Annotated in this window: 15 protein-coding genes; 5 read left to right on the top strand and 10 right to left on the bottom strand. The window is 60.0% G+C overall.

Translation table 11 applies throughout. From position 1 onward, the window contains the following. Positions 1-111: 111 nt before the first annotated feature. From IB249_RS08010 to IB249_RS08000, 3 genes are all read left to right on the top strand, one after another. Positions 112-1,314 (top strand): GGDEF domain-containing protein, encoded by a 1,203-nt coding sequence (locus tag IB249_RS08010; RefSeq protein WP_192303355.1) that lies wholly within the window; start codon positions 112-114, stop codon positions 1,312-1,314. A 193-nt stretch (positions 1,315-1,507) separates the two neighbouring features. After that, positions 1,508-1,840: a type II toxin-antitoxin system HigB family toxin gene (locus IB249_RS08005; protein WP_192303353.1), complete on the top strand. Its 333-nt coding sequence runs from the start codon at positions 1,508-1,510 to the stop codon at positions 1,838-1,840. Continuing rightward, the gene (locus IB249_RS08000; protein WP_192303350.1) at positions 1,837-2,472 is read left to right on the top strand and encodes a helix-turn-helix domain-containing protein; all 636 of its coding nucleotides are present in this window, start codon (positions 1,837-1,839) and stop codon (positions 2,470-2,472) included. Before IB249_RS08005 ends, IB249_RS08000 begins: the two co-directional genes overlap by 4 nt. A 5-nt stretch (positions 2,473-2,477) precedes the next feature. On the opposite strand, the gene IB249_RS07995 is transcribed toward IB249_RS08000, so the two are convergent. Further along, the gene (locus IB249_RS07995) at positions 2,478-3,122 is read right to left on the bottom strand and encodes a TetR/AcrR family transcriptional regulator (protein WP_192303348.1); all 645 of its coding nucleotides are present in this window, start codon (positions 3,120-3,122) and stop codon (positions 2,478-2,480) included. 107 nt (positions 3,123-3,229) lie between these two features. Between IB249_RS07995 and IB249_RS07990 the strand changes: the two genes are divergently transcribed. Further along, on the top strand, positions 3,230-4,435 hold the full coding sequence (locus IB249_RS07990) for an MFS transporter (RefSeq protein ID WP_192303346.1): 1,206 nt from the start codon (positions 3,230-3,232) through the stop codon (positions 4,433-4,435). Positions 4,436-4,565: 130 nt separating this feature from the next. Here IB249_RS07990 and IB249_RS07985 read toward each other — a convergent pair whose 3' ends face one another. The 4 genes from IB249_RS07985 to IB249_RS07970 form a co-directional block, all read right to left on the bottom strand. Beyond that, the gene (locus tag IB249_RS07985) at positions 4,566-5,846 is read right to left on the bottom strand and encodes a TRAP transporter large permease (RefSeq protein WP_192303344.1); all 1,281 of its coding nucleotides are present in this window, start codon (positions 5,844-5,846) and stop codon (positions 4,566-4,568) included. Continuing rightward, positions 5,847-6,464, bottom strand: coding sequence for a TRAP transporter small permease subunit (locus IB249_RS07980; RefSeq protein ID WP_192303342.1), 618 nt, complete (start codon positions 6,462-6,464; stop codon positions 5,847-5,849). It abuts the gene before it with no gap. Between the two features lie 66 nt (positions 6,465-6,530). Next, on the bottom strand, positions 6,531-7,586 hold the full coding sequence (locus IB249_RS07975) for a TRAP transporter substrate-binding protein (protein ID WP_192303340.1): 1,056 nt from the start codon (positions 7,584-7,586) through the stop codon (positions 6,531-6,533). Between the two features lie 71 nt (positions 7,587-7,657). Continuing rightward, positions 7,658-8,329: an RraA family protein gene (locus tag IB249_RS07970; protein ID WP_192303338.1), complete on the bottom strand. Its 672-nt coding sequence runs from the start codon at positions 8,327-8,329 to the stop codon at positions 7,658-7,660. A 112-nt stretch (positions 8,330-8,441) separates the two neighbouring features. On the opposite strand from IB249_RS07970, the gene IB249_RS07965 reads away from it, so the two are divergent. Next, positions 8,442-9,341: a LysR family transcriptional regulator gene (locus IB249_RS07965; protein WP_192303336.1), complete on the top strand. Its 900-nt coding sequence runs from the start codon at positions 8,442-8,444 to the stop codon at positions 9,339-9,341. Between the two features lie 84 nt (positions 9,342-9,425). On the opposite strand, the gene IB249_RS07960 is transcribed toward IB249_RS07965, so the two are convergent. The 5 genes from IB249_RS07960 to IB249_RS07940 form a co-directional block, all read right to left on the bottom strand. Further along, positions 9,426-10,226, bottom strand: a complete 801-nt coding sequence (locus tag IB249_RS07960; RefSeq protein WP_192303334.1) for an HpcH/HpaI aldolase family protein — start codon at positions 10,224-10,226, stop codon at positions 9,426-9,428. Between the two features lie 37 nt (positions 10,227-10,263). Then, on the bottom strand, positions 10,264-11,067 hold the full coding sequence (locus IB249_RS07955; protein ID WP_192303332.1) for a carbon-nitrogen hydrolase family protein: 804 nt from the start codon (positions 11,065-11,067) through the stop codon (positions 10,264-10,266). Between the two features lie 81 nt (positions 11,068-11,148). Continuing rightward, a complete protein-coding gene (locus IB249_RS07950; RefSeq protein WP_192303330.1) occupies positions 11,149-12,147 on the bottom strand; it encodes a TRAP transporter substrate-binding protein in 999 nt (332 codons plus the stop codon). Between the two features lie 25 nt (positions 12,148-12,172). After that, positions 12,173-13,456 carry a TRAP transporter large permease subunit gene (locus IB249_RS07945; RefSeq protein ID WP_192303328.1) on the bottom strand — a complete coding sequence of 428 codons (1,284 nt, stop codon included), beginning with the start codon at positions 13,454-13,456 and terminating at the stop codon, positions 12,173-12,175. After that, complete coding sequence (locus IB249_RS07940) at positions 13,456-13,962, bottom strand: TRAP transporter small permease (protein WP_192303327.1); 507 nt, start codon at positions 13,960-13,962, stop codon at positions 13,456-13,458. Before IB249_RS07940 ends, IB249_RS07945 begins: the two co-directional genes overlap by 1 nt. Positions 13,963-14,194: the final 232 nt, after the last annotated feature.

The following is a 14,194-nucleotide window of genomic DNA, read 5'->3' as shown; positions in this document are numbered from 1 at the left end:
GAGGGATCGGGGCAAACCTCCTTGGGCGGTCAGGCGAATCAACAGCCCGGAATTGGCCCTGCTCAACTAGACTTGCGGTCAGAGTTTCTCGACCGCGCCCAGTGAGACGCCATGATTGCCCATACCCCCACGCTGTTTGCCTGTGTCGCTTTGGTGGCGACGATCATGGCGTTTTGTCTGATCCTGGTCGGCCAGTTCAATCGGCGCGACGGTTTGCTCACCATCGGCTCGGGCTTGTTGGCGCATGCGTTGGCCTATGTCGGTTACACCCTCTATGGACATGCGCCGTTGTGGTTGACCTATGGCGCTGCCAACACCTTGCTCTCGGTGGCCCTGGCCTTTTATGGCGCCAGCCTGTTCAGGATTGTCGAGTTGCCGGTGCCCTGGTGGCGGGTGTTCGCGCCGATGGTGCTGATGCTGGTGTCGATGGTCAGCCTGATCGACACCCTGGAACCGCGCATGCTCGCGGCCACGCTTGTGTTGATGGTGCAATGCACCTTGATCATCTATTGGACGTGTCGCTTCATTCCCGCCCGGGGCCGTGCGCGCATGTTGTTGATCATCGGCTCCAGCATCAGCCTGATCGGCCTGGGCATGCGGGTCGTGGCCATCCTTGGCGGCGGCGCGGCCGAGATGCGCTATGACGTCAGCAACCTCAAGCAAACCATCTCGGTGAGCATCGGCACCTTTACCGCGATGATGATTTCTCTCGGCCTGGTGCTGTTGTCCAAGGAGCGCAGTGAGTCAATGCTTCAGCGCTTGGCGCTGCGCGATGTCCTGACGGGCATTCTCAATCGACGGGCCATCCTCGAGCAGTTCTCCAGGGAACTGGAACGCTCGCGCCGGGAGGGTTCGTACCTGGCGGTGGCGATGGTCGACATCGACCATTTCAAGCAGATCAACGACGTGCATGGCCACCTTGCGGGTGATGAAGTGATTTGTCACTGCGTCAACCACCTCACCCGGCGCCTTCGACAATCGGACAGTATCGGTCGTTATGGCGGTGAGGAGTTCCTGCTGTTGTTGCCCGACACGGGGCCCGAAGGCGCCGTGGCGGTACTCGATGACGTGCGCGCTTCCCTGGTGGACTCGCCGGCAAGGTATGGCGAGACCCGTATCGAACTGCGTATCAGCATCGGGGTGTGCTGCGTCGTGCCGGGGGAGGGAGACACCACGGCCAGCCTGCTGGCCAGGGCGGACGCGGCACTGTACGAGGCCAAGGGCCTGGGGCGTAACACGTTGCGAATGGCGCCTGCGGGGTTTCAGCGCAGCGACGCCCGTACCCGCGACAGGTCGCAAACCCTGAGTGGATGAAGGGGACTCCTGGTTAAAAACAACAGGATACAGGTTGGCAGTGATGGAGGCAGGACAGCCCGCCAGCCCCGGATAAACTGTGAAGGGACGGGTTTCGCAGGCTGACCCGCATGACCCCAACCCATTGCTGCCGACGAACAGTAGTTGTTAAAAAACACAACTGGCGTAGCATCGGCCCAAGACAAGGACGCCCATGGATATACTCACGCCATCACGATTTGCCGACGCCGGGATCCTGTACCCGAACGACAAGGCCGGTCTTGATCGCTGCCTGCGGTTGCTGAAGGTGGCGCGGCCGCGACAGTTCTCGGACCTGCAAAGACTCTTCGGTATCCACGGCGTCGACCTGTTCAAGCCGAGAGCTGCAATGAACTGGGTGGTGATCGACGTCGGCGGTAACGCTCTCAGGGTGATAGGCGGGGTCAACTACACCCGGCAGAAGTTCTACGTCAAACACGTCTACACGCATGCCGAGTACGACGTCGCCAACGTTTGGTATGCGCGAAACAAAGGGGTAAAACGATGAACCCAACCCGAGACGACTTTCAAAGCATGATCGCCACGCTCGGCGAATTGCACGCGGTCGTGGAGCGCCTGCGCGGTGAGTTTGTGCACGGCATCAAGACGCCCGCCGATTACGAGCGAGCCACCAGCCTGCTTGACGAGCTTACCGACGGACGTGAGCTGAGCAAGGTCGAGGAGAAGATTCTCGTCGAGCTGGAGGAAGAATTGCTGGCCTACCAGCGAGACTCCGAGCAGTTTCGCGCTTCGAATGCTGTTTTCGAGGCCACGTGCACGCCTGTGCAATTGATCAAGGACCTCATGTCGACGCTCGGGCTCACCGGCTCCGACCTCCCCGAGATCGGCGATAAAACCGCCGTGTCCAAGGTGCTCGGTGGGGATCGCCCGATCAGTCACAAGATGGCGTACGCGCTGGCCGAGCGATTTGCGATGGAGCCAAGTGCTTTTCTCGCCTCGGCCCCGGCAAAGTCGACCGATAAGAAAACACCTCGCCCGGCGCTCGACAAAGCCTTGGATTCCTACCGCGCTCGTGGCAGTGCGCTGGCCGAATGCGCGCTGGAAGAGGGCAGCGGCGAATACAAAACCGCCGCTGCCAAAGGGCGCAGGCAAACAGGTAAAAACTCGGCCAAGGGCTAGGGCAACTATTCGCCTGAAGCGCCCCGGTCTATGCATTCATCGGTTCGCAAGCTGTCCCAGACCCCCATGATCTGCGTCACCGCCGCATCGAGCGTCGCATGCGGCACGCCATCGCGCGCCAGGGGCGAAAGCCCCAGCAGAAAGCTGTCGAACACCGTGGCCAATGCTTGTGGCTCGACCGTTGCCGGCAGTTCCTGCGAAGCCATTGCACGCTCGATACAGGCGACCATCCCCGCGCGGTTCACGGCTCTTGCCTGTGAAAGGGGCTGTGAGATGACTCGGCTCTCGTCCGAACAACTGCTCATCATCCCCAAGGCCACCAGACAGCCTTTTGGGTGGTCCTCTTCGCACTGCATTTGTGCTGAGCGCCGCAGGGTGAGTTCGATGGCCTCCCTGGGCGGCAGGGCAGTGTCGAACAGACTTTCCGTCACCCTGCCATGGGTGTTCAGGTAGCGCTCCATCACCTCGCCGAACAGGGCTTGCTTGGAGCCGAAGGCAGCATAAAAGCTGGGGGCGGTAATGCCGCCGCCGATATGGGCCTTGAGCTGGCTGAGCGAGGTGGCGTCATACCCGTGCTCCCAGAACAAATGCATTGCCTGAGTGATTGCCACGTCACGGTCAAACGTGCGCGGACGTCCCATCTGTGCCATGAAAACCTCCTCTCCACTACATAAATACTAATCGATACATAAGTTGTTGACCAGCTGGTGTCTGGCTCCTATATTTGTACCGATCGATATATTAGTTGGGGGTTCGGATGACTGAGGTAAAACAGCAAGGGGAAAGGCTGCCACTCGGGGCATTGCTGGCGCTGGCGATGACAGGATTCATCTGCATCGTCACGGAGACATTGCCCGCAGGTTTGCTGCCCGGGATCGGTACCGGTCTGGGCATCTCGCCGTCTCTGGCAGGACAGATGGTGACGGTCTATGCATTGGGTTCGTTGTTGGCTGCGATTCCTCTGACCATTGCTACACAGACCTGGCGGCGCCGCCGGGTCTTGCTGCTGACGATTGTCGGTTTCCTGGTGTTCAACTCCTTCACCGCGTTGTCCTCGAACTATTGGCTGACGCTGGTCGCCCGGTTCTTCGCCGGTGTTTCTGCAGGCCTGGCCTGGAGCCTGATTGCAGGCTATGCCCGACGCATGGTCAGCCCATCATTGCAGGGCCGGGCGCTGGCGGTGGCGATGGTCGGAACCCCTGTAGCCTTGTCGCTCGGTGTACCGCTCGGCACCTGGCTGGGCGGGATCATGGGATGGCGCATGGCCTTTGGCGTGATGTCCGGTTTGACCCTGCTCCTGATCGCCTGGGTCTTGATCAAGGTGCCGGATTATCCGGGACAGTCATCCTCACAGCGCAAGGTATTGCGTCAGGTGCTGTTCACCCCGGGCGTGCGTTCGGTGTTGGGCGTGGTGGTGACCTGGATGCTGGCACACAACATCCTTTACACCTACATCGCGCCTTTCGTTGCCACGGCCGGCCTGGCCGCTGACGTCGACCTGGTGCTGCTGGTGTTCGGCGTGGCAGCGTTGGCGGGGATCTGGATAACGGGCCGTCTGGTCGATCGGCATCTGCGCACGTCGGTGCTTGCCAGCCTCGCCACCTTCGCCGCCGTTTCGATTTTTTTCGGCTTTTTCTCAGGTTCTGCCGCCGCCATTTATGCCGGTGTCTTGATCTGGGGGCTGACCTTCGGCGGGGCCGCGACCCTTCTGCAAACTGCGCTGGCTGATGCCGCCGGAGAGGGCGCGGATGTGGCGCTCTCGATGAATGTGGTGGTGTGGAACAGCGCTATCGCCGCGGGTGGCCTGATGGGCGGTGTACTGCTCGACCAGTGGGGCGCAGGTTCCTTCCCCTGGGTGTTGATGGTGCTGCTGTTGGTCAGCCTGGCCATTGCCTCCCGAGCGCATGTGCACGGTTTTCCGCGAGGGGAGCGAAGGCATGGCCAGGTGGTCGTCGGGCATTGAGGCTCCAGTCATTCGACCGGCATCCGGTTCGAAAAGCGCTGGCGTGTTCTGCGTCGCATCCGTGAAGGCGAGGGACCGATGACGAGCCTGCCTTGGCTGGCCATCGGGACTTGACGGTGTTCTGCCATCCTCAGGCAACGCTCGGCAGCCAGAGCGCAATTTGCGGAAACGCGATCAGCAGGGCGATCAACAGCAGCAATACGACACAAAATGGCAGCGCGCCGTACACCACGTCGAGGAAGTTGCCCTTGTTACGGATGCTCTGCACCACGAACAGGTTCATGCCGAACGGCGGAGTGATCTGACCCATTTCGCAAAGAATGATGAGGATCACGCCGAACCACAGTGGATCGAAACCCAGCGCCACGATGACCGGCACCACCAGCGGTGCCGTGGTGATCAACATGGCCAGCGTATCCATGAAGCAGCCGAGGATGATGTAGAACAGGATGATGGCCAGCAGCGTGCCCATCGGCGACATGTTGAGGTCGGTCACGAAACTGACCAGGGTTGAGGTCAGCCCGATGGACGACAGCACGAAATTGAGGAAGAACGCCGACAGGGTGATGAACAGAATCATTCCGGTGGTGCGCAACGTGGATTCAAAGGCTTGTCCCAGGCTTTGCCAGGTGAAGGCACGTCGCCACAGCCCCAGGCAAAACGCTGCGATCACCCCTAGCGCCGCCGACTCACTGGCGGTCGCGAAGCCGCTGTAGATGGCGCCGACCACCAGCACGAAAATGGCCAAAGGGGGTAACAGGTCAGCGATGCTCTCCCGCCGTTCAGCCCAGGTGGCGTGTTTCTTTTTGCCGCCCAGTTCCGGCCGGAATAGACAGGCGATGACGATCATCGCCACGAACATCAAACTCAGCAGAATCCCCGGAATGGTCGCGGCCAGGTAGAGCTTGGGCACCGACAGGTTGGCGATCAGTGCGAACAGAATCATGTTGATCGACGGCGGAATCAAGATGCCAAGCGTGCCGCCAGCGGCAACCGAGCCGAGGAACAGCGGCGCCGGGTAGCCTTTTCGCTCTTGCTCCGGCAGGGCCAGGGTCGAGATGGTGGCGGCGGTAGCCACGCTGGAGCCACTGGTTGCCGAAAACAATGCCGAGGCGCCGATGTTCGCGTTCATCAGGCCGCCCGGCAGCCACGAAAGCCACTTGGAGACCGCGCCATACATGCGCCCGGCAACGCCTGAGCACACCAGCAACTCGCCCATCAGGATGTAAAGCGGAATGGCCACCAGCAGGAACTCGGCACTGGTACTCCAGGCAATTTCGCCCATGGCGTTGCTCAGGGGTAGCGTCGAAAACAGCTCCGACAACGACATGCCCAGCAGGCCGACACTGACCGCTGCGGCCACGCTCAAGCCCAGCAGGAAGAGCAGGGTGAAGAGGGTAAAGACCAGCATTCAGTGTTCTCCATTGGCAGGGGAAGGCGTGAGTCCCGGCACGGGACGGTGGATTTCTTCCTGGATATCTTCTTCGACGGAATTGATGCCGATCAGCCCGCTGATCGATGCCCATCGCTGTCGACGCAAACGGCTGAGGCTGGTGCAGGCCAGCACCACGATGGTCACGGCAAAGAACAGGTAGCCCGCCAGCCAGATGGATTGCGGCAGCCACAACGGGACCTGTAGCGGGGTGGTCGAGGTTGAGTGGAACTTGAGGGTGTTCCCCAGCACGCCGGATGCGTGGAACACTAAGGTGCCGACAAACAGGGCCATGCCGCCCAGGGCCAGCAGGTCCAGCCAGGCTCTGCTTTTCAGCGACAGGCGCGAGTAGAGGATATCGACGCGGATGTGGGAGCGCTTCAACAGGGCGATGGGAAATGCCCAGGTGCTGACAATGGCCAGGACGTACCCGGCTATTTCATCGGCACCGCCCATGGATACGCCGACGGTTTTGCGCAGGATCAGGTCGACGCCGATCATCAACGCAGTGCCCATCAGTGCGACACCCCCGACCCAGGCGCTGAGCCGGGCGACGCTGTTCACAAACCTGATGGCAGAAGATTCGGTGGGTTTCATCAGCGGTAAGTCTCCGCAAACGGGGTGAGTTCAGGGCGCGCGGCGGGGTTCATTTCGCAAGCGCCATCAGGGTGTTTGCAGCTTCACGTCCAGGGCCGCTCCGGCCGTGGCATTCCAGCGCTCGACGCACGGCACGCCACAGCGTTTGCCCCAGTTGTTGGCAATGGTCAGCACGGCATTTTGCAGAACCTGTCTTTCGGCGGGCGTCGGCGCGCTGGCCTGCATGTTTGCGGGTCGATGAATCTGGCAATCGGGCGCGCCGATGTTACAGGCCAGGGCCGAGCGGTTTTCCCGGGCGGTTTCTTCCCACAGCCGATCTTCCAGTACCCGGGATTGCTGTTCGAGCAGGCGTTGCACTGGCTCGGGCAGTGCCTGCCAGCGTTTCAGGCCGATGGCATAAAAACCGATCGACCAGTCCACCGGCAGGTTATAGAGGTGGTTGGCGATGTCGTACCAACGGGCAGCATTGCCTGAGCCGATGCCCGAGACCGCACAATCGATCACCCCGGTCTGCATCGCGGTCACCACTTCGGCGAATGGCAGTGTCATGGGGGCGCCGCCGAGTGCCTTGACCATGTCGGACATGTTGCGTCCGCGCACGCGAACCTTGCGTCCTTTGAGGTCATCCAGCGACGTGATGGGCTCACGGCAGAAAAACACTTGCGCCGTATAGGGGACAGTCGCCAGCAGCTTGACGCCATGACGCTCGGCCATGCGTTCGGCCAGTACTGGTTTGAAAGCTGTCGAGACTCGACGGGCGGTTTCGATATCGACCGCCATGCCGGGCAGGTCGATGCCTTCGAAAAACGGGTCATCGCCAGCGACGAACGCGAAAACCCCCATGCCGATTTCAACCGCGCCGGCGCGGATCAGGCGCACCATCTCTGCACCTTTGAGGCCGCTTTCGGACAGGCCCCTGACGCTGGCCGTCAGCATCCCGCCAGAACTGGCGGGCAGCGTGGTGTTCCAGAACGGTTTCTCCACGGCGCGGTAGGTGTAGTTGTGACTGCCACCGCCGATCACATTCAAGTGGGTCGGTGGCACGGTGTCCGCCAGGGCGGCGGGCCCGATCAGGCCACTGAGCATGGCGACGATCCAGGGCGCAATCTGATGCGGTTTCATGCTAGTCCTTTTATTGTTTAGAGCAGGCTACATGGCAGAAACGGAAAGCAGTGAAGCGGATGTTTTATTGTTCAGGACCGACCGTGGATGGCGGCGTCGATGATCGCCCTGGAGCCCACGACATCCGGGAATTTCTCGCCGTTGGCCAGGCGCGCCAGGGTGGTTTTTTCCCGCTCCTGAAATTCGATGGCCCGTCGTGCCAGGGTGAGCACCTGCCCCGGGCTGATCACCACGATGCCGTTTTCATCGGCGACCACGGCGTCACCGGGATTTACCACGACACCGCCACACTGGATCGTCGTACAGAATTCGCCTTCTTCGCCCTTGACCCGGGTGGTAATGGCGCTTGCGCCCCAGGACCAGACGGGGACACCGTAGGCGCGCAGTTCACCCAGGTCAGTGACAAAACCGTCGATGACGATCCCGGCAATTCCAGCCTGTTTGGCGGCGAAGGCCATGGCCCCACCCATGGCGGCGGTGACTCGTTCGCCGCAGCGATCCACGATCAGGAAGTCCCCGGGCCTGGCGCAGCCCATGGCGTGATGCAGGATACCGCCGTCGGCACCTGGCATTCTCACGGTGATCGCCGTGCCCACTGCCCTGACATCCTGCAAGTGCGCTTTTATATCGCTGCTAACAATGCCTTTGGTTATGAAGTGGCCAATGGTTGCCGGTTCTGCCGCGAGAAGAACTTCAAGTTCTTCCGAGGCGATTTGCTGTGGTAGTTCATGAATAATATACATGCCGGAATTGACTTGTCCTGGAGGAATGTCTGTTACATTGAGTCCATCCTAACAAGCGTGTTTTTCACAGGATAATAAAAATAAACGACTCAGTGGCGGGACAATTTTTATCATGAGAATTACCTTGATGCAGATCGAGGCTTTCTATTGGACGGCCCGATTGGGAGGGGTGCATGCCGCTTCTCGACACCTTCACTTGACCCAGCCGGCCATTTCCTCTCGCATCCGGGAGATGGAGTCCTTGCTGAGTGTGAAGCTGTTCGACCGCAGCAAGCAGCGCATGACCATCACCGCCGACGGATTGATTGCCCTGCAACATGCGGAACTGGCGCTGAACAACAGCATCCGGCTGGAGCAGTTTGCCGCCAAACAAAAGCAGAATCGCCGATTGCGCGTGGGTGCCGACGAGTGTTCAGCCATGGTCGGGTTGACAGCGGTCATTGCCGAGATCAAGGCGCACTTCCCTGAAATCACCCTGGAAATCACCATTGACGTAGGGGCCGAGCTCAATCGCAAGCTCAATGATCACGAGCTGGATCTGGCGCTGCTGACCAATCCAATGACGCGGGAGGAGGTGACCGATATCTTTCTGGGCTGGATGACTTTTCAGTGGGTGGCGGCCGCGCACCTGGATATCGAAGGGGATTCGTTTCTGCCGGAGCAGGCGTGTGCCTATCCGATCGTGACGCACTCGGCACCTTCGACCTTGTATTCCGTGGTGGAGCGGTGGCTGAAAGAGGGTGGCGGGGTGTCCGAGGCTTTCCATTCCAGCAACTCCCTGGCCTTCATCGCCAAGATGATATCGGCCGGGCATGCCATCGGTATTCTTCCCGTTCCATTGATACGGGATATGTTGGCCGTTGATTTGCTCAAAGTATTACCGTGCAATCCACCAATAGAGCCGGCCCGATTCTGTTTGTCTTATTTAACGGAAAGACCCGATGTCGAACTGGAGCAGTTAGTTGCACTGACGCGAGCAACTTTAATGCGACAGAATTTCCTGGTAAGTTGATGTTGGCGCTGGAAGTAAAAGCCGAAGCAAGTTAATTGATCGGCTTTTACCTGTTCCATTTACCTGTGTCTGGCGGGAAACCGCTCAGGGGGCCTGAACGCTCTTCTGGATGGCAGCGATCTGTTGTCCCGCCTGGTTGAGCCAGGACAGATCACTGCCCATCAGCAACATGTCACTGCCCATTTCCAGAAGGCGCCTCGCTGTTTCGGTGTCGGCCGGAAAGCAGGGCACCATGACCTGAATCGAACGCGCATGGCATTTCTCGATCAGCAGCGCCAGGCGATCCCGAACTTCGGGGTTGCCCAGTCGGTAGTCCACCGGCAACTGGCGAGACAGCGAGTAATCGGCGGGACCGAAATGCACGGCATCGATGCCGTCGACATCGAGGATTTCGTCGATGTTGTCGAAGAACTCGTAGCTTTCGGCCATTGGCACAATGACGCTGCGGGCGTTTTCCTCCTGGGTGTACCGGGCCCAGTCGAAGCCCGGTCCGGCATGGTTGGCCGAGCGGACCGAACTGTCGCCCCCACGGCGTCCGAACGGCGGAAACTTGCTGTAGCGCACAATATCGCGCATTTGTGCAGCGCTGTGGACCTGCGGGACGATGATCCCCGATGCGCCCATTTCCAGCGACTTGCGGATGTCCCACTCGAGGGTGCCGCGCACGCGAACCAGGCCATGGATGCCCGCGTAGTGAGCAGCCAGAATCAGTTTCTCCATGTCTTTGTCGACTCCCAGCGCCGTGTGCTCGGCATCGATGAAGACAAAGTCCAGGCCCCAGTTTCCCGCCACTTCGATGGCCATGCCGGCGGTGCTGTAGATGTTCATTCCGAACGTCGGACCCTTGGCCATCCGATCTTTCAATGAGCTGATCTTGTTGTGCATTGCAATTACCTGAAAGCGTGAGGATTGGCTGTGGCCATCAGAGGCGATAGGTCTCTGGCAGGCGGTCGCGGAAGGGGTGGATCTCGAACACGCCCGGGTCGCGGATCAACGACTTGTTGCGCGCCTTCTCCAGGTCGATTTCGACACTGAACACCCCGTCCTCTTCGCCTGCCCGGGTCAGGGTTTTGCCCGAGGGTTCGATGATGTGGCTCATGCCGATGAACTGCATGCCGCCATCCATGTCGTTGCGGTTGGGCGCCACGAAATAGACGATATTTTCGGCCGCGCGCACGGTGCTGAAAATGTCTGGCAGCATGCGTGCCTGCTCAGGCCAGGCCGCGGGCAGCACGACGATGTCGGCGCCTTCCAGGGCCAGGGTGCGGATGACCTCGGGGAAACGGATTTCGTAGCAGATCGCCAGGCCGATGCGACCGATGTCGGTCTCGAATACCGGTGCGGTCCATTCGTCCGGGCGGTCGGTAAAGCGGTCGCCGATCATGAACGGCAAATGGCGCTTACGGTGCAGGCCAACGATGCCTTTGGGGCCGATCAGCGCAGCGGTATTGAAAATCGAGTCGGCGTGTCTTTCGTAAAAGCCCACGACCAGGTAGATCCCGGTTTCTGCCGTGACCTTCAGCAGGGGAGCGAGTGCGTCGACGCTGATGGCGCTTTTTTCAAGGTCTTCACGGCTGTCGAAGGCACCACCGGTCAACAGGCATTCGGCAAACGCGATCAGGCGCGACCCTTCACTGGCGGCCTGGCGGGTGAGCCCGGCAACTTTTTCGATGGTTTGCGCCGGGTTGCCGGCAACCGGGTGGATCTGTGCGACGGAAATTTTCATGAAGCAGGTTCCTCTTGATGGGTAGGCAGGCGGCTGCCACAGGTCGCAGCCAGCCCTGGCCGGCTGCGTGACTGGCTGGGGTCACTCCGGTACGTAGTCCACGGCCTGGTAGACTTTCTTGACCAGTTCGGGATTGATCTGCGCCGCGTACTTTTCGATCACCGGGCGGATTTTCTGCTGGATTCGCGCGACCTCTTCGGGGGGCAGTTCGTTGACTTTCATGCCGGAACTCCCGAGTTCGGCAATCGCCTGGCTGTCGGCCTCGCGGGAAATCCTGCGCTGCTCAAGGCGCACTTCCATCGCGACCTCGGTCAGCAACGCTTTCTCGTCCTCATTGAGTGTGTCCCAGAAGGGTTTGCTGATCAGGACGATCTGCGGGTTGTAGTTGTGGTGCGTCAGGCTCAGGAACTTCTGCACTTCATTGAATTTGGAGGCGAGGATCAGTGCCGCCGGGTTTTCCTGGCCGTCCACGGTGCCGGTCTCGAGGGCGGTATGCACTTCGGTGAAGGGCAGGGGTGTGGGGTTGGCGCCGAGTGCCGACCACACATCAAGGAACAGCGGGGACTGTTGTGCGCGAATCTTCAGGCCGGCGATGTCTTCCAGCTTCTGCACGGGCCGTACGTTGTTGGTCAGGTTGCGCACACCCAGCTCCCAAAATGCCAGGCCGACCAGGTTCTTCTGCGGCAACTGGTCGATCAGCATCTTGCCGACTTCGCCATCGAGCATGGCGTCGACCTTGGCGGTGTCGGTGTAGATGAAGGGGAAATCGAGAATGCCGAAATCGGTCACGTGATTGAGCATCAGCCCGGCATTCCACGTCATCATTTCCACCACGCCGCCCTGCAACGACGACAGCACCTGTACGTCGCCGCCGAGCACGCCGTTGGGGAAGGTGCGAACCTTTATCTTGCCGCCGCTGCGTTCGTTGATTTTCTTGGCAAACAGCTCCATGCCGATGGCCGGTGGCGTGCCCTTCGGGCTGGTTGCCGCGAATTTGAGGGTGCGGCTGTTGTACTCGGCGGCGAAGCTCAGGCTGCTGGCCAGCAGCAGGGCAGCCAATATGGTCAGACGTGTCTTCATGGTCATTCCTGTTCTTGTTGGAGTTTTAGTGGGCGAACCATTGGGCGGGGACGGTGACCAGATCGGGGAACATCACCAGCAGGAACAGCACGATGATTTCAGCGATCAGGAACGGGAAGGTCCCCTTGAGCAGCGCCTCGTAGCGCATCTTGCCGATGCCGCACACCACGTTGAGCACCGTGCCCACGGGCGGCGTTATCAGGCCGATGGAGCAATTGATCATGAACAGCACGCCGAAGTAGATCGGGTCGATGTTCGCTGCGGTGACCACGGGCACCAGGATCGGCGCCAGGAGCAGGATGGTGGGGGTCAGGTCCATGACCATGGAGATCACCAGGATCAGCAGCATCAACACCACGATCAGCAGTTTCGGGTTGTCCATGACCGGCTGAATGAGGTCGATGATTTGCCCCGGGATATCGGCAATGGTGATCATCCAGGCCGGTATCGAAGCGGCGGCGACCAGGAACATCACGGCAGCGGTGGTCTTGCCGGCGCGCAGCAACAGTTCACCGAGGGATTTGAGGCTCAGTTCGCGGTAGATCAGCGACGACACCAGCAACGCATAGACGCTCGCCACGGCACCGGCTTCGGTCGGCGTCACCACGCCGAAGCGCAGGCCGGCGACGATGATCACCGGCAACATCAACGCCCAGGTGCTGTCGACGAAGGCTTTCATGCGCGTCTTGCCGGACGCCTTGGGGCTCAGTTGCACATCGTTGTCCCGACGCGACACCAGCCACCAGGCGACGACCAGCGCCAGGGCAATCATCAACCCCGGAGCGATGCCCGCCAGGAACAGCTTGGTGATCGACAGGCCCGAAGCGACCCCCAGGACCACAAAGCCGATGCTCGGTGGAATGATCGAGCCCAGCACCGACACCGAAGCGATCAGGCCGCCGGAGCGGTTACGGTTGTAACCGGCAATCACCATCATCGGCAGCAGCAGCGCCGTCAGCGACGCGGCGTCGGCCAATGCCGAACCGGACAGGCTGGACAGCAGGACGCCGGCGAAAATGGTGACGTAGCCGAGGCCGCCACGCAGGTGACCGACCAGGGAAATGGCCAGGTTGATGATGCGCTTGGACAGACCGCCGCTGTTCATGACCTCGCCGGCAATGATGAACAGGGGAATGGCCAGCAGCGGGAAACTGCCTGCCGAGTTAATGATGTTCTGCGCGATGATCTGGCCGTCGAACAACCCGAGCAGCCACATCAGTGCCACGCCGCAGAGGATCAGTGCATAGGCGATCGGAACGCCGATGAGGATGGCGGCCATGAGCACGCCGACAAATACGCCCAGGGCCATTACTTGAGTACCCCATGTGTGGTGGAAGGCAGCTGCTCGCCCGTCGCAGTGGTCAGGTGTTTGAACAGTTGAACGCACAACAGAAGGCTGCTCAGGATCGAAAACACCAGGCCGGCACCATAGAACAGGCCCATGGAAATGCCTGTGGAAGGGGCGCCCACATTCAGGTTGATCAGTGTCTGTTTCCAACTGCCCTGAAGGAACAGCCAGGTGGCGAACAACATGACCAGATAAGTCAGGGTCAGCAGGTGTCTGGCGACTTTGGCCGAGACACGGCTGGTCAGGATATCGACGCCGATATGACCGTTCTCATGCAGCATGAGTTGAGAGCCGGCGAAGACCAGCCAGACGAATGCCAGCCGGGAAATTTCTTCGCTGAAGAACAGACCGGAGTTGAAGCCATAACGCAGAACGACGTTGGTGAAGATCAACCCGGTGATGCACACCAGGCAGGCCACGATCAATGTTTTGAGCGCCAGGAAATAGAGATTCAGGAATGAGTTCATGAGGCGTGCACCCGGTTGACGAAGTGCAGGGGAATCGTTGGGTGCAATGGCCCGCTGAACCGCCAGGAGCGCGCTGCAATCAAATGCGAACGGAGCATAAGTTTGACCACCTTTTATTATTAGTTATACGTCGTCGTATGACTTGAAGTGAGTCTTTCTTTTCGTCCGATTGATGTCAACGCGATTCAGTGTTTTGCCTGAGTCAAACTTCTTATTGGTCAGATAAAGGATA

This window comes from Pseudomonas sp. PDM04, from assembly GCF_014851765.1.
Taxonomy (GTDB): domain Bacteria; phylum Pseudomonadota; class Gammaproteobacteria; order Pseudomonadales; family Pseudomonadaceae; genus Aquipseudomonas.
This window is presented reverse-complemented; position numbering and strand designations above follow the sequence as displayed.